Annotated in this window: 15 protein-coding genes and 1 pseudogene; 8 read left to right on the top strand and 8 right to left on the bottom strand. The window is 71.7% G+C overall.

Going from position 1 to position 20,312, the window contains the following annotated elements:
• Positions 1–8: 8 nt before the first annotated feature.
• Positions 9–909 (bottom strand): annotated as a pseudogene (locus QE381_RS12530) (HAD family hydrolase).
• Complete coding sequence (gene serS, locus QE381_RS12525; protein ID WP_307218635.1) at positions 906–2,171, bottom strand: serine--tRNA ligase; 1,266 nt, start codon at positions 2,169–2,171, stop codon at positions 906–908. Before serS ends, QE381_RS12530 begins: the two are co-directional and overlap by 4 nt.
• 42 nt (positions 2,172–2,213) lie before the next feature.
• Between serS and QE381_RS12520 the strand changes: the two genes are divergently transcribed.
• Positions 2,214–3,206 carry a diacylglycerol kinase family protein gene (locus tag QE381_RS12520; RefSeq protein ID WP_307218633.1) on the top strand — a complete coding sequence of 331 codons (993 nt, stop codon included), beginning with the start codon at positions 2,214–2,216 and terminating at the stop codon, positions 3,204–3,206.
• Between the two features lie 143 nt (positions 3,207–3,349).
• Positions 3,350–4,687 carry a deoxyribodipyrimidine photo-lyase gene (locus tag QE381_RS12515; RefSeq protein WP_307218631.1) on the top strand — a complete coding sequence of 446 codons (1,338 nt, stop codon included), beginning with the start codon at positions 3,350–3,352 and terminating at the stop codon, positions 4,685–4,687.
• Between the two features lie 3 nt (positions 4,688–4,690).
• On the opposite strand, the gene QE381_RS12510 is transcribed toward QE381_RS12515, so the two are convergent.
• Both QE381_RS12510 and QE381_RS12505 read right to left on the bottom strand, forming a co-directional pair.
• Entirely contained in the window at positions 4,691–6,043 is a 1,353-nt protein-coding gene (locus QE381_RS12510) for a hypothetical protein (protein WP_307218629.1), read from the bottom strand.
• A gap of 2 nt (positions 6,044–6,045) precedes the next feature.
• Positions 6,046–6,450 (bottom strand): hypothetical protein, encoded by a 405-nt coding sequence (locus tag QE381_RS12505; protein WP_307218627.1) that lies wholly within the window; start codon positions 6,448–6,450, stop codon positions 6,046–6,048.
• Between the two features lie 88 nt (positions 6,451–6,538).
• On the opposite strand from QE381_RS12505, the gene QE381_RS12500 reads away from it, so the two are divergent.
• Positions 6,539–7,597: an LLM class flavin-dependent oxidoreductase gene (locus QE381_RS12500; protein WP_307218625.1), complete on the top strand. Its 1,059-nt coding sequence runs from the start codon at positions 6,539–6,541 to the stop codon at positions 7,595–7,597.
• Positions 7,598–7,693: 96 nt separating this feature from the next.
• Here the strand turns inward: QE381_RS12500 and pheA are convergent, their stop codons facing one another.
• Complete coding sequence (gene pheA, locus QE381_RS12495) at positions 7,694–8,647, bottom strand: prephenate dehydratase (RefSeq protein WP_307218623.1); 954 nt, start codon at positions 8,645–8,647, stop codon at positions 7,694–7,696.
• Between the two features lie 248 nt (positions 8,648–8,895).
• On the opposite strand from pheA, the gene pgm reads away from it, so the two are divergent.
• Complete coding sequence (gene pgm, locus QE381_RS12490) at positions 8,896–10,539, top strand: phosphoglucomutase (alpha-D-glucose-1,6-bisphosphate-dependent) (RefSeq protein WP_307218621.1); 1,644 nt, start codon at positions 8,896–8,898, stop codon at positions 10,537–10,539.
• Positions 10,540–10,692: 153 nt separating this feature from the next.
• On the opposite strand, the gene QE381_RS12485 is transcribed toward pgm, so the two are convergent.
• A complete protein-coding gene (locus QE381_RS12485) occupies positions 10,693–11,883 on the bottom strand; it encodes a glycerate kinase (protein ID WP_307218619.1) in 1,191 nt (396 codons plus the stop codon).
• A 232-nt stretch (positions 11,884–12,115) separates the two neighbouring features.
• Between QE381_RS12485 and galE the strand changes: the two genes are divergently transcribed.
• Positions 12,116–13,093, top strand: a complete 978-nt coding sequence (galE, locus tag QE381_RS12480) for a UDP-glucose 4-epimerase GalE (protein ID WP_307218618.1) — start codon at positions 12,116–12,118, stop codon at positions 13,091–13,093.
• 79 nt (positions 13,094–13,172) lie between these two features.
• On the opposite strand, the gene nirD is transcribed toward galE, so the two are convergent.
• On the bottom strand, positions 13,173–14,213 hold the full coding sequence (gene nirD, locus QE381_RS12475; RefSeq protein WP_307218616.1) for a nitrite reductase small subunit NirD: 1,041 nt from the start codon (positions 14,211–14,213) through the stop codon (positions 13,173–13,175).
• Between the two features lie 221 nt (positions 14,214–14,434).
• Here nirD and nirB point away from each other — a divergent pair, with 221 nt between their 5' ends.
• The 3 genes from nirB to QE381_RS12460 are packed head-to-tail and all read left to right on the top strand — an operon-like array spanning position 14,435 to position 18,890.
• Positions 14,435–16,999: a nitrite reductase large subunit NirB gene (gene nirB, locus QE381_RS12470; protein ID WP_307218615.1), complete on the top strand. Its 2,565-nt coding sequence runs from the start codon at positions 14,435–14,437 to the stop codon at positions 16,997–16,999.
• An 8-nt stretch (positions 17,000–17,007) separates the two neighbouring features.
• The gene (gene cobA, locus QE381_RS12465) at positions 17,008–17,751 is read left to right on the top strand and encodes a uroporphyrinogen-III C-methyltransferase (RefSeq protein WP_307218613.1); all 744 of its coding nucleotides are present in this window, start codon (positions 17,008–17,010) and stop codon (positions 17,749–17,751) included.
• The gene (locus tag QE381_RS12460) at positions 17,748–18,890 is read left to right on the top strand and encodes a uroporphyrinogen-III synthase (protein WP_307218611.1); all 1,143 of its coding nucleotides are present in this window, start codon (positions 17,748–17,750) and stop codon (positions 18,888–18,890) included. The genes cobA and QE381_RS12460 overlap by 4 nt, the downstream gene beginning before the upstream one ends.
• A 97-nt stretch (positions 18,891–18,987) precedes the next feature.
• Here QE381_RS12460 and QE381_RS12455 read toward each other — a convergent pair whose 3' ends face one another.
• Positions 18,988–20,259 (bottom strand): acyl-CoA dehydrogenase family protein, encoded by a 1,272-nt coding sequence (locus QE381_RS12455; RefSeq protein WP_307218609.1) that lies wholly within the window; start codon positions 20,257–20,259, stop codon positions 18,988–18,990.
• Positions 20,260–20,312: the final 53 nt, after the last annotated feature.

Raw genomic sequence — 20,312 nt, 5'->3', positions numbered from 1 at the left:
CCCCGCGGCTACAACGCACGGAGGATCGCGGCGACCCCGCCTTCGACGACGGATGCGGTCACCTCGCCCGCGGCATCCCGCACCTCCTGCGGGCCCTGACCCATGGCCACCGCGCGACCACCGTTCTCACGCGCCCACGCGAACATGCCGAGGTCGTTCCGACCGTCGCCCATCACGAGCACCCGGTCGGGGGGCCACGTCGAGCCATTCGCGCACGAGCGCGAGCGCGGACCCCTTGTCGACGCCCTTGGGCGCGATGTCGAGCCACGCCGTCCAGCCGACGGCGTACGACACCTGGTTCAGGCCCAGCGTCGCGACGAGGTCGACGAAGTCCTGCTCGCCGTGCTCGGGCGAGACCACGACGACGCGCGTCACGGGTCGGCGCGAGAGCTCCTCGAACGACACCCGCGTCGCCTGGTGCAGGTTCCAGTCGTCGAGGTACTCGGTGTACTCGCGCGCGCCGTCCGGCAGCTCCACCAGATACCGGGCGTCGGGCAGGTGCTCGCGCAGCACCCTGAGCACATCGGCGGGGTCGAACGTCTCGACGTGGCAGCGCTCGTAGTGCGCCTCGGCGCCGGCCACCCGCTGCATGATCACGGCCCCGTTCGAGCACACGGCGTACTCGGGCTGGATCTCCAGCACGTGCTGGATGCCCCGAGTCGCCTCCCAGCTCCGGCCGGTCGCGAGCATGACCTCGTGCCCCGCGCGGTGGGCATGCTCCACCGCCTCGACGATGCCGGGGCTGAGCGTCTCATCCTCGAGCAGCACCGTGCCGTCGATGTCGAGCACGATCAGCATCGGGGAGACGGCAGGGGCGGCGCCCTCGGCGATCTCCTCGACGAGCTCCGCCGCCTCCGCGGCCGTCGCGACCTCGACCTCGCCGGTCTCGGGCAGCCGGGCCTCGGTCACGCGATCGGCTCCAGCACCTCGAGGCCACCGAGGTAGGGGCGCAGCACCTCGGGCACCGTCACCGAGCCGTCCGCCCGCTGATGGGTCTCCAGCAGCGCCACGATCCAGCGCGTCGTGGCCAGCGTCCCGTTGAGGGTCGCCACGTGAGCCGTGCGGCCGCCGTCGGGACGGTGGCGGATGTCGAGACGCCGGGCCTGGTAGGTCGTGCAGTTCGAGGTGCTCGTCAGCTCGCGGTAGGCGCCCTGGGTCGGCACCCACGCCTCGACGTCGAACTTGCGCGCGGCCGAGGAGCCGAGGTCGCCCGCCGCGACATCGATCACGCGGTACGCGAGCCCGAGGTCCTGCAGCATCCCCTCCTGCATCGCCACGAGTCGCTCGTGCTCGGCCTCGGCGATCTCCGGGTCGGCGTACACGAACATCTCGAGCTTGTTGAACTGGTGCACGCGGATGATGCCGCGGGTGTCCTTGCCGTACGAGCCCGCCTCGCTGCGGTAACAGGTCGACCAGCCCGCGTAGCGCTTGGGGCCTCGCGACAGGTCGAGGATCTCACCCATGTGGTACCCGGCCAGCGGCACCTCGCTCGTGCCGACGAGGTACAGGTCCTGCTCCTCGAGGTGGTACACCTCGGCGGAGTGCTTTCCGAGGAAGCCCGTCCCGTACATGACCTCGGGCCGCACGAGCGTCGGCGGGATCATCGGGGTGAACCCCGCGGCGAGCGCACGATCGAGCGCGAGCGTCATGATCGCCAGCTCCAGTCGCGCCCCGACGCCGGTGAGGAAGTAGAAGCGGCTGCCGGAGACCTTCGTGCCGCGTTCCATGTCGATCGCCCCGAGCAGCTCGCCGATCTCGAGGTGGTCGCGCGGCTCGAAGTCGAACGTCGGCAGCTCGCCGTGCGTGCGCAGGGTGACGAAGTCGTCCTCGCCGCCCTCGGGAACGCCGTCGATCACGATGTTCTCGATCTTCTCGAGAGCCTCGGATGCGGCCTGCTCGGCGTCGTTCACGGCCTGCTGGGCCGCCTTGACCTGGTCGCTCAGCTCCTTGGCCGCCGCCACGAGCGCGGGCTTCTCGTCTTTGGATGCCTGCGCGACGAGCTTGCCGTGGGCGTTCTGGCGGGCACGCAGCTCTTCGAACACCGTGATCGCCTGGCGACGGTCGCGATCGGCCGACAGTGCCGCATCCACCGTCTCGGCGGACTCGCCGCGCGCCGCCTGCGAACGCTTGACGAGCTCGGGATCTTCGCGGAGGAGAGTCGGATCGATCACGGGTCAAGTCTAGAGCGGGGCAGGGCGGGCTATCGTGTGACCATGACGCACGCGGCGCCTTCCCGCCACGCCGCGCTCGTGTACAACCCGATCAAGGTGGACGCCGCGCGTCTCCGCGAGCAGGTCGTGCACCTGTCGCGCCGCGCGGGGTGGGATCCGCCGCGGTTCTTCGAGACGTCCGTCGACGACCCCGGGCAGGGGCGCGTGCGCGAGGCGCTGGAAGGCGGGGCGGCGTCGGTGCTCGTCGCCGGCGGCGACGGGACCGTCCGAGCCGTCGCCGAGGCGATCGCCGGCACGGACGTGCCGCTCACGATCGTGCCCAGCGGCACCGGGAATCTCCTCGCCCGCAACCTGCGGCTCCCGCTCGACGACCCGGAGCGGGTCATCGCCGCAGCCTTCGACGGCGATCGCCAGCCCATCGACATCGGCATCGCGCAGATCTCCCGCCCCGACGGCACGCGCACGGAGGCCGCGTTCGTCGTGATGGCGGGCATGGGGCTGGATGCGGCGATGATCGCCAACACCCGTCCCACGCTGAAGAAGGCGGTCGGCTGGGTCGCGTACGTCGACGGGGCGGCGCGCTCGCTGCCCAAGGCCCGCCCCTTCCGGCTCATGTACCAGCTCGACGACGAGCGCATCCATACGACGCGGGTCTACAGCATCCTGTTCGCGATCTGCGGTGCGCTGCCGGCCGGGATCGCGCTGATCCCCGACGCGTCGATCATCGACGGCGCGATGGATGTCGTCCTCATCAAGCCACGCGGCTGGTGGGGCTGGCTCGCCGTCTGGCGGCGCGTGTGGTGGGACAACTCGGTGCTGCGCCGCTTCAAGGCCGGCCGCCTCGTGCTCGAGCACCGCCGGGACCAGTCGGTGCGGTACCTGCAGGGGGTCGCCACCGAGGCGGGTGCGACGCCGCCGCAGGCGGTTCAGCTCGACGGCGACGCCTTCGGCGAGGCGGTGCGCATGCACTGCCGGGTCGTCGAGGGCGGCCTGCTCGTGTCGCTGCCGCCGGGGCACCCCGTGTCGCGGCTCTGACGCCCCGCGCCGCCGTTCACAACTCAGGCAGAATCGGCGTTCAGGGTGCCGCGGCGCCCGTGGGACGCGATTCTGCCTGAGTTGTGCGCACGGTCCGCTGTCAAGCCGGATGCGGACGGCGGCCCGAGCCGTAGCGTCGGAGCATGACCACCCTCGTCTGGTTCCGCGACGACCTGCGACTCGCCGACAACCCGGCGCTGCGCGCGGCGATCGAGCGCGACGAGCCGGTGGTCGGGCTGTACGTGCTCGACGAGGTCTCCCCCGGGGTGCGCCCGCTCGGCGGCACCGCCCGGTGGTGGCTGCACCACTCGCTCGACTCCCTCGGCGAGCGCCTGCGGGAACGCGGCTCCCGCCTCATGCTGCGGCGAGGCCGCGCGGCCGACGTCGTGCCGCAGGCCGTGGTGGATGCCGGAGCCACGGCCGTCAGCTGGAACCGCCGCTACGGCGGCCCCGAGCGCGAGATCGACCGCGCGCTGAAGGAGCGGTTCGCCGCCGACGGCGTCGAGGCGCGATCCTTCGCCGGCTCGCTGCTGTTCGAGCCGTGGAACGTGCGCACGGGAGCGGGCACCCCCTTCTCGGTGTACACCCCGTTCTGGCGCGCCTGCCTCCACCTTCCCGCGCCGCGCCAGCCGCTGCCCGAACCGCGGCGCATCCCCGGCCCGAGGCGCGCGCCCGCGTCCGAGTCGCTCGGCGACTGGGGACTGCTGCCTACGCGCCCCGACTGGGCGGGCGGTCTGCGCGAGCGTTGGGAGCCCGGCGAGCCGGCCGCGCGCCGGCGGCTGCACGAGTTCCTCGCGGACGACGTCGACCACTACGACCGGGCGCGCGACGAGCCGGCCGCGGGCGCGACATCCCTCCTCTCCCCCCGTCTGCGCTGGGGCGAGCTGAGCCCGTACACGGTGTGGCACACGGCCCTCGCCGATGGCGCGGATGCGGGGCGCTTCCTTTCCGAGCTCGGATGGCGCGAGTTCGCCTGGCACGTGCTGTTCCACCACCCCGACCTCGCGACCGCGAACCTGCGGCGCGAGTTCGACGCTTTCCCGTGGCCTCGGCCGCGGCCCTCGCTCCTGCGCGCCTGGCAGCGGGGGCGCACCGGGTTCCCTCTGGTCGACGCGGGCATGCGCGAGCTGTGGACCACCGGGTACATGCACAATCGCGTGCGGATGGCCGCGGCATCCCTGCTCGTGAAGAACCTCCTGATCGACTGGCGCCGGGGCGAGCAGTGGTTCTGGGACACGCTCGTCGACGCGGATGCGGCGAACAACCCCTTCAACTGGCAGTGGGTCGCGGGTTCCGGGGCGGATGCGGCGCCCTACTTCCGCATCTTCAACCCGCTGCTGCAGGCGAAGAAGTTCGACCCGCAGGGGCTCTACGTGTCGCAGTGGGCCCCCGACTCGGAGCGGATAGAGCCGATCGTCGATCTCGCCGCCTCCCGCAAGGCCGCGCTGGACGCGTACGACGTCGTCAAACGGTCGCGGTGAGCCTCAGTTCCACGGGTCGGTCGGATTCCCCGCGTCGAGCTCTGCGAGGACCTTTGCGATGTCGTCGGCGACCTGCTGCTCGTGCGACTGCAGATCCTGCAGCACCAGGTCGAGGTTCTCCGCCCCCTTCGTGACATCCCACGAGAGGTTCCGCAAGAGCTCGTTGAGGAGCCATCGCATCTCGCTCCAGGCAGCACCGGGACCCCGAGCATCAATGCCGAGTGCACCATCGCGCATGATGCATCCGAGCGATGCACTCAACAGTGTGCTCCCTGTCTCGGTCAACTCCGAAGCAATCGCCGGCAGATACGTCCGCGTGATCTCCTGAATCAGGGCAGGCTGATAGGCGATGACGTCGGATGACGTTCCCGGGTCGTTGCGTACCGGAGGAACCGACAGATCGTAGGACGACCGGTCGGCCCGGACGTTCGCGAGGTTCTTCGTCAGGTTGTCTTGCAGCAGGGCCTCTTCGGCGCGGATCTCGCCGTTGAGCGCTTCAAGAGCGCCCTCGAACGCCGAGAGCACGCCGACGGCGTCGGCGCCCTCGATCGTCTCTGTCTTGTTGTCGGTTGCAGCGCCTTGAACAACCTCGATCCCGAGGCCGACGACCTCGAACACCTGCGCCGCACCGGGGACGAAGATCTTCGCTCCCTTCGCCGCCCATCCCGCGACCTGCAGTGCCACCTTGAGCTGGCCGGTCGCTCCTGAATCAGCCAGGGATTGCGATGCGGCGCGCCCCGCCTCCACGATCTCGGCCACGTTTTGGCGCGCGGCCTCCCACAGCCCCTTCTCCGCAGCGACCGCGCTGCCGAGGACGACCGAGAGGCCGTGAAGTCCACCGATCACAGGCCCCAACTGCGCGACGAACTTCGACTTGAACGCGGCGATCGCCGTTCCAGCCATCGCATCACTGTTCTCGAGTATCAACGCTAGATTGCCCGGGATCACGCCGGAGCCCACCTGCCCGCCCTCGGACGCCGCGGCCGCGCCCGACAGCCGCCGCGTGACCTGGCGTACCGCCTCGACCTCGGCCTCGACCTCGGAAGGCTCGGGTAGCGAACGCCACGGGCTGAGCGCAGTGTCGATGCGCGCACGGATGGAGTCGAACGCCTCGCGGAACTCGTCGTCCTTCGCGCCCCCGACGAAGATGTTGGCGATGAAGTTGTCACTGGACCAATCCCCCCCACCCTCACCGTCGGCGCCCGGCCGGCTCACTTTGTAGTGCGCGCCGGAGGAGTTGATCTCATAGGTGTCGCCGTTGATCTGCCAGCCCGACGGGCTCGTGCGCATGTAGGCGTCGATCGCGGCACGCTTGAAACGGGGGATCAGATCTCCGAGATCGCCATACCCGACCATGCTCAGCCTTCTCCCTCTCGGACTGCCCCCGTCGCTCCCCTCGGGGAGGACCGCAGCCCGGCGGCCAGCGCAAGCCCCGTACCGAAGACCGCGATCAGCACCATCCACGTCGATCTCGTCTGCTGCGCTTCGGCGCACACGGCGCTGATGGTCGCGTCGACACGCGTCATCTGCTCCACCGTGGGCAACTCGCCCGGATCGTTGTAGCCGACACCGACGAGCCAACGCTCGACGAGGTCTTGATCGCGCGTGTCACCGATCAGGCTTGCGCTCTCGATCGGTGCGAGCACGGCCCGACACTCCAACGCACCGACATTGTTGGACAAGCCCGCCGACGTCGGCACGAACCCCAGCACCATCACCCCCACCACGGTCACCACCGCCACAAGCACACCGAACCAACGCATCAGTCCCCCCTCCTAGAACTCACCACCCTACGTAAGACCGCGCGATGCCACGGGAATCAATCCACAGCTCGCACGGTTGCCGAAGAGGATGAGCACCTCCCCCGCCCTCTCCGTCCTCGACCTCGTGCCCGTGCGCACCGCGCAGACCAGCGCCGAGGCGGTCGCGGCATCCCTCGACCTCGCGCAGCGCGCCGACGAACTGGGCTACCGGCGGTACTGGTTCGCCGAGCACCACAACATGCCCGCCGTCGCCTCCACGACCCCGCCCGTGCTGATCGCCGCGGCGGCCACCCGGACCTCCCGCATCCGAGTGGGATCCGGCGGAGTCATGCTGCCCAACCACGCGCCGCTCATCGTCGCGGAGCAGTTCGCAGCCCTCGAGGCCATCGCCCCGGGCCGCATCGACCTCGGCATCGGACGCGCACCCGGCAGCGACCCCGTGATCACGCAGCTGCTGCACCGCACCGGCGCGACGAGCGACGTGAGCCGCTTCCCGGACCACGTGCAGGACATCATCGCGCTCGGCTCGAACGAGGGAGCGACCGTGCGGTTCACCTCCGGCGGCACCTACGAGGTGCATGCGACGCCGGCGCCCGGGCCCGCCCCGGAAGTCTGGCTGCTCGGCTCGAGCGACTACTCGGCGCAGCTCGCGGCATCCCTCGGGTTGCCCTATGTTTTCGCGAACCACTTCTCCGGGGACGGGCTGGAACGGGCGCTCGCGCTCTATCGCGAGCAGTACCGGCCGAGCCCCGCCCATCCGGAGCCGGTGACCTTCCTCACCGCGAACGCGGTCGCCGCACCGACCCGTGAAGAGGCTGAGGAGCGCGCGCTGCCGCAGATCCGGATGATGGCGCGGCTGCGCGGCAATCGCCCGCTCGTGCCGCTCGAGACGGTCGAGCAGGCGCGTGAGGCGGAAGCCGACGACGGGCTGGGCGGGCCGATGGCCGCATGGGCGCGCGAGCGGTGGTTCGTCGGCGCACCCGATGAGACGGCCTCACGGCTGCGGGAGTTCGCCACCCGGCACGGCGTCGACGAGATCATGATCGCGCCGGTGGCCGCGTCCTACGCCGATGAGCCGCTGTCGTCCTCGCCGGGCCGCACCCAGACGCTCGCCCTCCTCGCCGCCGCGCTCTCCCCCGCCGCCTGACCGCGAGACCAGTCCGGGGCGCCGAGACCGGCGAGTAACCCACTGGTCTCGGCGCGCGAGACTGGTCTCGCGGTCAAGCACCCGGCGAGCGGAGGGTCAGGTCTCGGGCTCGCCGCTCAGCAGGCCGCGCAGCCAGTCGCGCGCCTCGACGAACACGTCGTCGCTGTAGCGGTCGTTGTAGCGCACGATAGCCCGGTCGGCGCGCGGGTACGAGCCGAGGAAGATCACCTTCGGGCTGAACCGGCGCAGCCCCATGAGCGCGTCCGCCATCCGCTCGTCACGGATGTGGCCGTCGGCATCCACCACGAAGCGGTAACGACCGAGCGCGTCGCCGATCGGACGCGACGCGAGCAGGGACAGGTTGATGCCGCGCGTCGCGAACTGCTCGAGCATCTCCAGCAGCGCGCCCGGGTTCTCGCTCGGCAGCTCGACGATGAGGGAGGTCTTGTCGGCCCCGGTCGGCGGCGGCGGCGCGACGGTGCGCTCGACCAGCACGAACCGCGTGACCGCGTGCTTGTTGTCGCCGATGTCCGAGGCGAGCAGCCGCAGATCGTGATGCTCGAGGATGCCGGGGGGCGCGATCGCGGCATCCGCATCGCTCGTGCCGTCCAGCAGGCCGACCGCGCTCGCCACGTTGCTCGAGGCGGGCAGGTGCGCGTGGCCGGGAAGCTCACGCGAGAGCCACCGCAGGCACTGCGCGTACGCGACGGGGTGTGCGGCGACGAGGTTCACGTCGGCGAGCGTCGTACCGGGCCGGGCGACGAGCACGAAGCTCACAGGGACCAGGTACTCGCCCACGATCCGCAGACCCGGCATGGTCGCCAGCGCGTCCTGCGCGGTGGACACGCCTCCGTCGACCGAGTTCTCGATCGCGATCATCGCCGCATCCGAGCGCCCCTCGACGACATCGGTCAACGCCTCGGCGACGTTGTTGACGGGCTTCCAGACCTGGTCACGCGCCTCGGGCACCTGCGCGAGCGCCGCCTCGGTGAAGGTCCCCGCCGGCCCCAGGTAGCTGTAGGTGCGGCGGGCGGCGTCGGGTGTGCTCACGGGCACTCAGCCTAGACCGGGTCGCTGCCGGGCGAGGGAGCAGAAACACAGATATGGGTAGGCCCGGGCACCTGGCGACGGCGGCCGCCGGAGCACGAGGAGATCGAGGGCTCGCGCATCGATTGTCCGGGTCCTGCCCCGGTCGAACCCGGGCCTCCGAGAGCACGAGGGCACCGAGAGCAGCCGTTGATCGGCGGGGATGCGCCCTCGGGCGGGAAAGATTCCCCGCGGCAGGGCAGACTAGGCGCATGAGCCGCGCAGGACAGCCCGCCGAAGCATCCGATCTCATCGACATCGACGACCTCATCGCCGCCTACTACGACCGCAAACCGGATGCGGCCGTGCCGGAGCAGCGGGTGGTGTTCGGCACGAGCGGCCACCGCGGCTCGTCGCTGTCCACGAGCTTCAACGAGGACCACATCCTCGCCACCACCCAGGCGATCGTCGACTACCGCAATGCCCAGGGCATCGCCGGTCCCCTCTTCCTCGGCCGCGACACTCACGGCCTGTCGCTGCCCGCCGAGCGCACCGCGATCGAGGTGCTCGTCGCGAACGGCGTCGACGTGCGCGTCGACGCGCGCGACTCGTGGGTGCCCACCCCCGCGCTCAGCCACGCGATCCTCACCTACAACCGTGACCGCGACACCACCGACCCCGGACGCGCGGACGGCATCGTCGTGACCCCATCGCACAACCCGCCCCGCGACGGCGGCTTCAAGTACAACCCGCCGCACGGCGGACCGGCCGACACCGACGCCACCTCATGGATCGCGGACCGCGCCAACGCGCTCATCGCCGGCGGCCTCGAGGGCGTCGCCCGCACCCGCTACGCCGACATCGACGGCGATGCGCTCGGCGAGTACGACTTCCGCGAGGCGTACGTGCGCGACCTCGACTCGATCATCAACATCGCCGCGATCAAGAAGGCGGGCATCCGCATCGGCGCCGACCCGCTGGGCGGGGCGTCGGTCGAGTACTGGGCGCTCATCGCGGAGCACTACGGACTCGATCTCACGGTCGTGAACCCGGATGTCGACCCCACCTGGCGTTTCATGACGCTCGACTGGGACGAGAAGATCCGCATGGACCCGTCCTCGCCCTCCGCGATGGCCGCGCTCGTCGCGCGCCGCGACGAGTACGACATCCTCACCGGCAACGACGCGGATGCCGACCGCCACGGAATCGTGACCCCGGATGCCGGACTCATGAACCCGAACCACTATCTCGCGGTCGCGATCGACTACCTCTTCTCGCACCGCGAGGGCTGGCCCGCCGACGCCGCCGTCGGCAAGACGCTCGTGTCGTCGATGATCATCGACCGCGTGGTCGAGGCTCTCGGACGCCCGCTCTACGAGGTCCCGGTCGGCTTCAAGTGGTTCGTGCCCGGGCTGCTCGACGGGTCCGTCGCGTTCGGCGGCGAGGAGTCGGCGGGGGCATCGTTCCTGCGCATGGACGGCTCGGTGTGGACCACCGACAAGGACGGCATCCTGCTGTGCCTGCTCGCGGCAGAGATCCTCGCGGTCACCGGCAAGACGCCCTCGCAGCGTTACGCGGAGCTCGAGGACACCTACGGCGCCTCGGTCTATCAGCGCGTCGACGCACCCGCGTCCCCGGCCCAGAAGGCGGCGCTCGCGAAGCTCTCGCCGGAGGCCGTGACCGCGACGGAGCTCGCCGGCGAGGAGATCACGGCGAAGCTGTCGCACGCCCCGGGCAACGGCGCGGCGATCGGCGGGCTCAAGGTCGTCACCGCCGATGCGTGGTTCGCCGCGCGCCCTTCGGGCACCGAGGACGTGTACAAGCTGTACGCGGAGTCGCTGCGCGGCGAAGGGCACCTGCGCCAGGTTCAGGAGCAGGCGCGCGAGGTCGTGAGCGCGGCTCTCGGCGGCGCCTGACCCCTCCTCCCCCTCACCCCCCCATGTCCCACCCCCACCCACCATGTCCCACTTTCAACCGCTGGGGAACGCCCCATCCGGTCGAAAGTGGGACATCACCCGGTTAGAAGTGGGACATGCTGGGGCGGGTCAGCCGGTGGTCGGCGGGGCGGGTCAGCTGAGGGCGCGGGCGAGAGCGGCTCCGGCGGCGCGCAGCCAGCGGGCGGGGTCGGCCAGCGCGGCCTCGGCCGGCCCGAGCGCGGGCGCGATCGAGGCCGGGCCGGGCGGCGCGCCGGCTGACCCGGGCAGGGCGGCGCGCGCGAGCTCGGTGAGCGAGACGGATGCCGCAAACGCCGTCGTGTCGGCACGCGGGTCGATCCTCCCGGCGACGAGCGCCGCCGGGACACCGAGCGCGGCCGCGACGGCCGACACATAGGCCGGAGCCTTGCCTGCGGCGGACTGTCCGTCGAAGGCCCCCTCCCCGGTGACGACGAGGGAGGCCGCGGCGACGGCATCCGCGAGCCCGATGAGCCGCGCGACCTCGGCCGCCCCGGGCACGAGGGACGCCCCCCAGGCCAGCAGCCCGAACCCCGTGCCGCCCGCGGCCCCCGCGCCGGGCGTCGCGGGATCGACCTCGAAGAGAGCCGCGTAACGGGCGAGGATCGCATCGATCTCCGGGATGTCGACGCGCCCGAACCCCTTCTGCGGCCCGAAGACCGCCGCCGCCCCCGCGGGACCGCACAGCGGCGCCGCGACATCCGTGAGCACCGTCGCGCCGCCCGGGGGCAGCGGACGCAGTCCCGACAGATCGACGCCCGTCATCCGCCGCAGCCCGACCGCGCCCGACCGCAGCGACGCGGGGACGTCCCCCTCGGTCGTGAATCGCGCGCCCAAGGCCGCCAGCATCCCCGCCCCGCCATCGGTCGATGCACTCGACCCGATCGCGAGCACGAGGCGTGAGACCCCGGCGGTCAGCGCGGCATCGATGGCCTCCCCGAACCCCACGGTCGAGGCATGCCACGGCTCACGCCGGTCCCCGAAGAGCTCGATCCCGGATGTCGAGGCCAGCTCGACCACACCCGTCCCCCGCGGCGCGTCGGGCGTCGGCGGCAGGAGCAGCCACGCCGCGTCGACGCCGTCGCGCGAGTCCCCCCAGGGCGGCGAGACGACGACCGGCATGCGCCGCGCGCCCGGAACAGCCGCGGCGAACGCGTCGAGCGTGCCCTCGCCGCCGTCCGCCATCGGACGCAGCACGAGGTCGGCGGTCGGGTCGACCTCCCGCCAGCCCGTCGCGAGGGCGGATGCGGCATCCGCCGCTCGGATCGACCCCTTGAAGCTGTCGGGGGCGAGCACGACACGACGCATGCCCCGAGCGTAGGCCCACCGCATCCGGCCGTTCGCCGACATCCGCTCCCGCGGGGATCGTCGATATCCGCTCCCGCGGGGATCGTCGATATCCGCTCCCGCGGGGATCGTCGCCGACACGCCGTGTTCCCTGCCCGTGCGGCGGCGTGTCGGACACGATCCCCGCACGACGGCACACAACCCCGGCACGACGGGGCACGGGCAGCCCTCTCGAACCTGGGAGGATGTAGGCATGACCTGGCTTGTCACCGGCGGTGCCGGCTACATCGGTGCGCACATCGTCCGGGCCCTCGCTTCGGCGGGCCTTCCCCCGGTCGTCATCGACGACCTCTCCAGCGGCCACGCCAACTTCGTCCCCGACGGCGTCCCCTTCACCCACGGCACGATCCTGGACCGCGACCTGCTCACCACCACCCTCCGCGACCACGACGTCACCGGCGTCATCCACGTCGCCGGCTTCAAATACGCCGGCGTCTCCGTACAACGCCCCCTCCACACCTACGAACAGAACGTCGAAGGCACACGCACCGTGCTCGCCGCCATGGCCGAGACCGGAGTGCACAACATCGTCTTCTCCTCCTCCGCCGCCGTCTACGGCACCCCCGACGTCCCCCTCGTCACCGAAGACCTCCCCAAACGACCCGCCTCCCCCTACGGCGAATCCAAACTCATCGGCGAATGGCTCATCCGCGACCAAGCAACCGCCACCACCGACACCCCCCACCCGCTACGCCACACATCCCTGCGCTACTTCAACGTCGTCGGCTCCGCCGACCCCACCGTCTACGACACCAGCCCCCACAACCTGTTCCCCATCGTGTTCGAGAAACTCCTCGCCGGCGAAACCCCCCAGATCAACGGCGACGACTACAACACCCCCGACGGCACCAACGTCCGCGACTACGTCCACGTCGGCGACATCGCCGCCGCCCACGTCGTCGCCGCACAACGCCTCCAATCCGGCGCACCCATCGAAGCCGCCTACAACCTCGGCTCCCAAAACGGCCTCAGCGTCCGCGAGATCATGGACGCCATGGCCCGCGTCACCGGCATCCCCTTCACCCCCAAGATCGGACCCCGCCGCCCCGGCGACCCCGACCGCATCGTCGCCACCGGCGACCTCGCCACCCGCGACCTCGACTGGAAAATGCGCCACACCCTCGACGACATGGTCCGCACCGGCTGGCAAGCCCGCCAAAACGCACACTGACCCCGAACACCACCACCACACTGAACGGCTTCGACACGAGACGCGTCCACACACCGCGTCTCGTGTCGAAGGCCGCGTCTCACCGGGCGAACGACCCGGGGGTGAGGGATGCGAGCCCCTCCGCATGGCGCTGCCGCACCAGCCGTACGAGCTCGGCGGGCGGCTCGTCGTCCGCCAGCAGCGGCGCCGACACGACGTCGGCCCCGCTCGCCAGGAGCTCCCCGTGGAACGTTCCCGGCGCCAGGAGATAGCTCGCGAGGGCCACGCGCGACCCACCGGAGCGGGCCTCGGCGATCGCGGTGCCGAGCCGCGGCAGGGACCCCGACACGAACCCGGTGAGCACGTCCGTGCCGAGCGCCTCGCCCAGCATCGCGGCGGCGCGGCGGCAGTCCTCGACCGCCCGCGGATCCGAGGAGCCCGCGGCGGCGAGCACGACCGCGTCGGTCGCCTCCCAGCCCGCTTCGCGCAGCCGGCGCACGAGCACGTCGACCAGGGCGGCGTCGGGTCCGAGCGCCCGCGTCACGACAGCCGCGCCGTGGCCGGAGGCGGCGTCGGCCAGATCGACGTGCACGTGGTACCCCGCGGACAGCAGCAGCGGCACGACGACGGCGTCGGCATCCACGCCCTCGAGCACGGTCGGCACATCCGGGTCCTGCACATCGACGAAGCAGTCGTGCACGGCGTGTCCGGCCAGCTCCGCCCGCACCGCCCGGGTGAGCGCGGAGATCGCCGCCGCACCCTCGGCGCTGCGGGTGCCGTGCGAGGCCAGCACGAGCTCGGCCGGCGGCGCGATCTGCACGCGCCCCTCATGGACCCGGGCGCGCCAGACCGGCAACACGTAGTCGGACGACGTGTAGCAGGCGCCGGTCCGCAGGTCGAAGACGTCCTTGTGCAGCGGCGACGCGATGGTGTCGCGCGCCTCGCCGGCGACCGTGCGCCGGCCGACGATGCCGCGGGAGATGACCATCGCGCCGGTCTTGGGGTCGCGGTTGGACACGGCCAGCACCTGGTCCCCGTCGGAACGGAAGAGGGCGACCTGCTCCGTCCCGACCAGCGCCGCCCGACCCCATCCGGGCTCGAGGACCGCGAGATCGCAGACCTCCTGCCACGCGGAGGCCATGCGCCTCGCCCTCGGATCGGACGTCGGGGGTTGCGGAAGCGTGGTCGGTTCGGACATCGTGTGACCAGGCTAGGAAGAGGCTGTTTCCGCAGCGCGACAGGTTCTGTTTCCGCACCGTCACGTTTTCCTCACACCGCCCGATCGCGCGTGTGAGGCCCCCGTGACCGAGCCGAAATCGACGGGTAACCGCGGAGACGGGAACGCCGCCTAGCGTGGGCCGCATGATCTCCGCCACCGTGGGCCGCCGTGTCGTCGTGGTCGGCGCGGGGCCGGCCGCGCACCACCTGGTCACCCGGCTCGCCGCCTCGGACGCGGCGGAACGCGGCCTCGACGTGCTCGTCCTCGGCGACGAGCCGCACGCCCCCTACGACCGCGTCAACCTCGCCAAGCGTTTCGAGGGAGCCGGCGTCGACCTGACGCTCGGCGACGGCTCGGTCTGGGCCGCGCCGGGCGTGCGCCTGGCACCCGGCACACTCGTCACGGCCATCGACGCCGACGCCCGCACCGTCACCACGACCGCGGGCGAGCACATCCCCTTCGACGACCTCGTGCTCGCCACCGGCTCACGCGCGCGCGTGCCCGAGATCCCCCACGCCGACCGCGGCCGGGTGCTGCGCACCCTCGAGGACGTGGACGGGCTGTGCGACGAGATCGTCACGCTGCGCCGCCGCCACGGCCGGGACCCGAACGTCGTCGTGGTGGGCGGCGGGCTCCTGGGGATCGAGGCGGCCGGATCCGTCGCGGATGCGGGGTGCCGGGTGACGGTGGTGCACTCCGGACGCTGGCCTCTCAGCGCCCAGCTGGACGAGGCGGGCGGGCGGATCCTCGAGCAGCTGCTGCGGGCGCAGGCGATCGCGCTGGCGCTCGGCGCGCGCCCGACCGAGGTGCTCGTGGGCCCGTCCGGGGCCGTGACGGGGGTCTCGCTCACCGACGGCACCCAGCTCCACGCAGACCTCGTGGTCTTCGCGATCGGCATCCAGCCCCGTGACGAGCTCGCCCGCGCCGCGGGCCTGCGGATCGACCCGAAGGGCGGGGTCGTGATCGACGCGTCGTGCGCGACGAGCGTCCCACGCATCTGGGCGATCGGCGAGGTGGCGGCCTTCGACGGGCGCACAGTCGGTCTCGCCGCGCCCGGCAATGCGATGGCCGAGACCGTCGCGGACCGCCTCACCGGGGGCGACGCCGTCTACGCGGCGCCCGACGAGTCGACCTCGCTCAAGCTCGCCGGCGTGCAGGTCGCCGTGCTGGGATCGCCCACCCCCGGCGTGGACGACCTCGAGGTCGTCTACGCGAACGCCGCCGCCGGCATCTACCAGAAGCTCATCGTCGGCGACGACGCGCTCACGCTCCGCGGCGGCGCGTTCGTCGGCGACGCCTCGCCCTTCGCGACCCTGCGCGCGTTCGTCGGCGACGCTCTCCCCGCGGAGCCCGCGGCGTTCCTCGCGGCGGCGGGCGCCGACGCGCCGGAGGTCGCGATCCCGGATGCGGCCACGGTCTGCACGTGCCATGCCGTCACGGCCGGAGCGCTGCGCGCGCACGTCGCCGACGGCTGCCACGACCTGACCGGGCTGAAGTCGTGCTCGCGGGCGGGAACCCAGTGCGGATCCTGCGTCCCGCTCGTGAAGACCGTGCTGGACGAGGAGCTGCGCAGCCGCGGCATCGAGGTGTCCAAGGCGCTCTGCGAGCACGTCACTCTCAGCCGCGTCGAGCTGTTCGAGTCGGTGCGTGCTCTCGGGCTCTCGACCGTGGGCACGATCGTGGAGCGGTTCGTGGACGGGGGCGTCGGATGCGACATCTGCAAGCCCGTCATCGCCTCGATCGTGGCGACCCAGACGCACGCGCACCCCCTCGACGACGGCGCGGCCGGCTTCCAGGACACGAACGACCGCGCGCTCGCGAACCTCCAGAAGGACGGGACGTACTCGGTCGTCCCCCGCGTCCCAGCCGGCGAGATCTCCCCCGAGAAGCTCGCGGTCATCGCCGAGGTGGCCACCGAGTTCGGCCTCTACACGAAGATCACGGGCGCTCAGCGCATCGACATGTTCGGAGCCCGGCTCGAGCAGCTGCCGCTGATCTGGAAGCGCCTCGTCGATGCGGGCATGGAGTCGGGCCAGGCCTACGGCAAGAGCCTGCGCACGGTGAAGAGCTGCGTCGGCTCGACCTGGTGCCGATACGGCGTGCTCGACTCGGTCGGGATGGCCGTGCGGCTGGAGCTGCGCTACCGGGGGCTGCGCTCACCGCACAAGATCAAGCTCGGCGTCAGCGGCTGCGCGCGCGAGTGCGCCGAGGCGCGGTCGAAGGACATCGGCGTCATCGCCACCTCGGACGGCTGGAACCTGTACGTCGGCGGCAACGGCGGGATGACCCCGGTGCACGCAGAGCTGCTCGCCCAGAACCTCGACGACGACACCCTGATCCGCTACATCGACCGCTACATGATGTACTACATCCGCACGGCCGACCGCCTCCAGCGCACCGCGCGGTGGCAGGAGCAGCTGCCCGGAGGCCTCGAGCACGTCCGCCAGGTGGTCTGCGAGGACTCGCTGGGGATCGCCGCAGAACTGGAAGAGGCCATGGCCCAGCACGTCGAGGACTACGAGGACGAGTGGGCGGCCACGCTCGCCGATCCGGAGCGGCTGCGGCGCTTCCAGTCCTTCGTCAACGCCGTCGACGCCCCCGACCCGGAGGTCGTGCACGTGCCCGACGGCCGCGGCCAGCACCGCCCCGCGACCGAGTCGGAGCGTCTGATCCTCAGCGGCACGCGCATCCCGGTGCGTGGCCGATGATCGGCAGCGTGACGCTCGTCGGCGGCGGCCCGGGGGACCCGGATCTGCTCACCCTCGCCGGCGCCGCCGCGCTGCAGGAGGCGGACGTCGTGCTGTACGACCGGCTCGGACCGCGCGACCGGTTGCCGTCGCTCGCCCCGGCGGCGCTGCTGATCGATGTCGGGAAGACCCCGGGGCACCACGCCGTCCCGCAGGACCGCATCAACGACATGCTCGTGCACCACGCCCGCGAGGGGCGCCGCGTGGTGCGCCTGAAGGGCGGCGACGCGTTCGTCTTCGGCCGCGGCGGCGAGGAGGCCGCCGCCTGCCACGAGGCCGGGATCGAGGTCCGCGTCGTGCCGGGCGTCTCCAGCGCGATCGCGGTCCCCGCCGCGGCCGGCATCCCCGTCACCCATCGGGAGGTGTCCCGCAGCTTCACGGTCATCAGCGGGCACGTGCCGCTCGAGGAGGCGCAGCTGTCCGCGCTCGTCGCCCTCGGCGGCACGATCGTCGTGCTCATGGGCGTCAACGGCCTGCACGGTCTCGTCACGGGCCTGCGCCGGCACGGCATGGACGACGCGATGCCGCTCGCCGTCGTGGAGCGCGGCTTCTCGCCGCAGCAGCGTACTCTGGTCACGACCGTGGGATCCGCATCCCTCGACCTCGCCCGCGAGCGGCCTCAGTCGCCGGCTGTCATCGTCATCGGCGAGGTCGTGCGAGTGGCACCCGCGGCAGCGGTGCTCGAAGCCGCGCGGGAAGCGGGAGGACGATGACCCAGGATCAGCTGCTGCGCGGCACCGTGGCCATTGACCGGCTCGACGGCTACCGCGTCGGGGTCACGAGCGATCGCCGCTCCGAGGACCTGATCGCCGCTTTCGAGCGGCGGGGGGCGGAGGTCATCCACGCCCCGACGATCCGGATGCGCGGCACCGAGGACCTCGGGCGTCTGGAGGCCGAGACCGCGGCGATCATCGCGGCTCGACCCGACGTGCTCCTGGCGACGACCTCCTACGGCATCCGGCGGTGGTTCGAGGCGGCGGATGCCGCGGGCATCGGCCCCGACCTCGTCGACACGTGCCACCGGGCGCGGATCCTCGTCCGGGGCCCGAAGGCGCGGGGGGCGATCCGGGCGGCCGGTCTGGACGACGACGGGATGGGCGAGCAGGAGACCACGGAGTCGCTCGTCGACCTGCTGCTGCGCGAGGACGTCGCGGGCCTCACGATCGCGGTCCAGCTCCATGGCGTGGCCGACATGGCCCAGCTCGACCGGCTCGAACGGGCCGGCGCTGTCGTGCTCAGCGCGCGCCCGTACACCTGGGTGACGCACGAGGATCAGGCGCGCGTGAACCGGCTCGTCCAGGCGGTCGCCAAGGGCGGCGTGGACGCCGTGACCTTCACGAGCGCCCCGGCCGCGGAGGCGTTCCTGCACGCCGCCGCGGCGGCGGACAGCCTGCCCGCGGTCGTCGACGCCTTCCGCGGCGTCCCCGGCGCGGTCCCGGTCCTGGCCGCCGCGGTCGGGCCGGTCACGGCCGAGCCGCTGCGGGAGCACGACATCGACCCGCTGGTGCCCGAGCGGTTCCGGATGGGCGCGCTCATCCGGTGCGTGTGCGACGAGCTGCTCCGCCGCGAGCGGAGCGTCAGGACGGAGCTCGGCACGCTGAGGCTGCGGGGGCGCCGTCTCGAGCTGCAGGACACGACGGCGCTCCTGGGACCGACGGCGCTGTCGCTGGTGCGGACGCTGATGGATGCCGACGGCGGCACCGTGACGCGCGCACGGCTGTCGGCCGCGACGCCCGAGGTCCTCGACGACCACGGCGTCGACACCGCGATCAGCCGTCTGCGCAAGACCATGGGCAACGCCGACGTCATCCAGACGGTCGTGAAGCGCGGCTACCGCCTTCGGACGGACTGAGCGCACCCACCTCTTCGGGCGGACCGAGCAGATCCGCCCGCGAAGAGCCGGGCACGGGAGCCGCAACGGTCCCCGTGCCCGGCTTCTCGTGCACCGGTCAGCGACCGGTGGGCATCAGCGCGACCCGGTTCTCGGCGGAGGCGAGCGGGTCGTAGGACGGGTTCAGCAGCATCTCGTGCAGGTGCCGGCGACGCACGCCCATGTTGCCCCCGTCGTACACCGGGAAGCAGAGCACGTCCTCCATGATGGGGGCGAGCTTCGTACGGTCGCCGTAGGAGTCCACCCCGACCAGGCGCATCGCGTCGTAGACCACCTGCACCGACAGCTCGGAGTTGTAGATCTTGACCATGTTCGACAGCTCGCGGTCCGCGCCGCCGGTCTTGTCGAAGTGGTCGGCGGCCTTCCAGGCGAAGTAGCGCCCGGCCTCGATCCTCGTCTTGATGTCGGCGAGCATGTATCCCGCGTTCTGGAACTCGAGGACGGGATGCGACGCGCCCCGCTTCTCGGTCGAGGTGAACTCGTAGGCGATCTCGAAGGCGGCCCGCATCCGGCCGACCGCGGCGGCGCCGATGCTGGAGCACGTCCACGAGAACGACTCCTTCACGAGGTTCATGCCGACCGCGCCCGGGGTGCCGATGAGGTTGTCGATCGGCACGCGGACGTCGGTGAAGCGGACGACCGGGGAGTTGGCCGCGACGTGGCCCATCGTGTCGATGATGCCGATGATCTCGACGCCGGGCGTGCCCTTCTCGACCATGATGACCGCGAGCGACTCCTGCGGCGGAAGTTCCGGATCGGTGCGACAGACGACGGCGATGAGGTCGGCGCCCTCGTCGTCCCAGCCCGAGGCGTTGGTGGTCCACGCCTTCAGGCCGTTGATCACCCAGGAGTCGCCGTCGCGGACCGCGAAGGTCTGCACGCCGAACTTCGGGTCCGGGAAGTCGAAGTTCGCGGCTCCCGCGGCCTCCGAGTAGGCGATCGCGGCCAGCCGGGGCTCCGAGCCGGTGAAGGGGCGCAGGAACCGCTCCTTCTGCTCCGGCGTGCCGCCCTTGAGGACCGGGTAGACGCCGAGTCCGGTCCCGAGGATCGCGGACGCGACGTTGACATCGACGCGGGCCAGCTCCTCGCAGGCGAGGGCGAACTGGAGGTTGCTGAACAGGTTGCCGCCGTACTCCTCCGGGATCAGGCCCTTGACGAACCCGGCGTCGACCATCTGCTGGTAGAAGGGCTTGAGGGCGCGGAACCGGCCAAGCGGGTCGGGGATGGGTGCGACCGTGTCGGCCACCTGGCTGAGCACCCCCTCGGCGAACGCACGGGCCTGCTCACGCAGTCCCAGCTGCTCGGCGCTGAGTGTGAAATCGAGTGCCATGATGTCCTTTCGAGGATGAGGGTGTCCTCAGGAAATCACCGCGTGCACGCAGC

Origin of the sequence: Microbacterium sp. SORGH_AS_0888, assembly GCF_030818905.1 — a bacterium.
GTDB lineage: Bacteria > Actinomycetota > Actinomycetes > Actinomycetales > Microbacteriaceae > Microbacterium.
This window is presented reverse-complemented; position numbering and strand designations above follow the sequence as displayed.

Bases quoted from the DNA above. Each gene is read 5' to 3' on its own strand.
- QE381_RS12520 (WP_307218633.1), top strand. From the start codon at position 2,214: ATGACGCACGCGGCGCCTTCCCGCCACGCCGCGCTCGTGTACAACCCG.
- QE381_RS12515 (WP_307218631.1), top strand. From the start codon at position 3,350: ATGACCACCCTCGTCTGGTTCCGCGACGACCTGCGACTCGCCGACAAC.
- QE381_RS12510 (WP_307218629.1), bottom strand. From the start codon at position 6,043: ATGGTCGGGTATGGCGATCTCGGAGATCTGATCCCCCGTTTCAAGCGT.
- QE381_RS12505 (WP_307218627.1), bottom strand. From the start codon at position 6,450: ATGCGTTGGTTCGGTGTGCTTGTGGCGGTGGTGACCGTGGTGGGGGTG.
- QE381_RS12500 (WP_307218625.1), top strand. From the start codon at position 6,539: ATGAGCACCTCCCCCGCCCTCTCCGTCCTCGACCTCGTGCCCGTGCGC.
- pgm (WP_307218621.1), top strand. From the start codon at position 8,896: ATGAGCCGCGCAGGACAGCCCGCCGAAGCATCCGATCTCATCGACATC.
- QE381_RS12485 (WP_307218619.1), bottom strand. From the start codon at position 11,883: ATGCGTCGTGTCGTGCTCGCCCCCGACAGCTTCAAGGGGTCGATCCGA.
- galE (WP_307218618.1), top strand. From the start codon at position 12,116: ATGACCTGGCTTGTCACCGGCGGTGCCGGCTACATCGGTGCGCACATC.
- nirD (WP_307218616.1), bottom strand. From the start codon at position 14,213: ATGGCCTCCGCGTGGCAGGAGGTCTGCGATCTCGCGGTCCTCGAGCCC.
- nirB (WP_307218615.1), top strand. From the start codon at position 14,435: ATGATCTCCGCCACCGTGGGCCGCCGTGTCGTCGTGGTCGGCGCGGGG.
- QE381_RS12460 (WP_307218611.1), top strand. From the start codon at position 17,748: ATGACCCAGGATCAGCTGCTGCGCGGCACCGTGGCCATTGACCGGCTC.
- QE381_RS12455 (WP_307218609.1), bottom strand. From the start codon at position 20,259: ATGGCACTCGATTTCACACTCAGCGCCGAGCAGCTGGGACTGCGTGAG.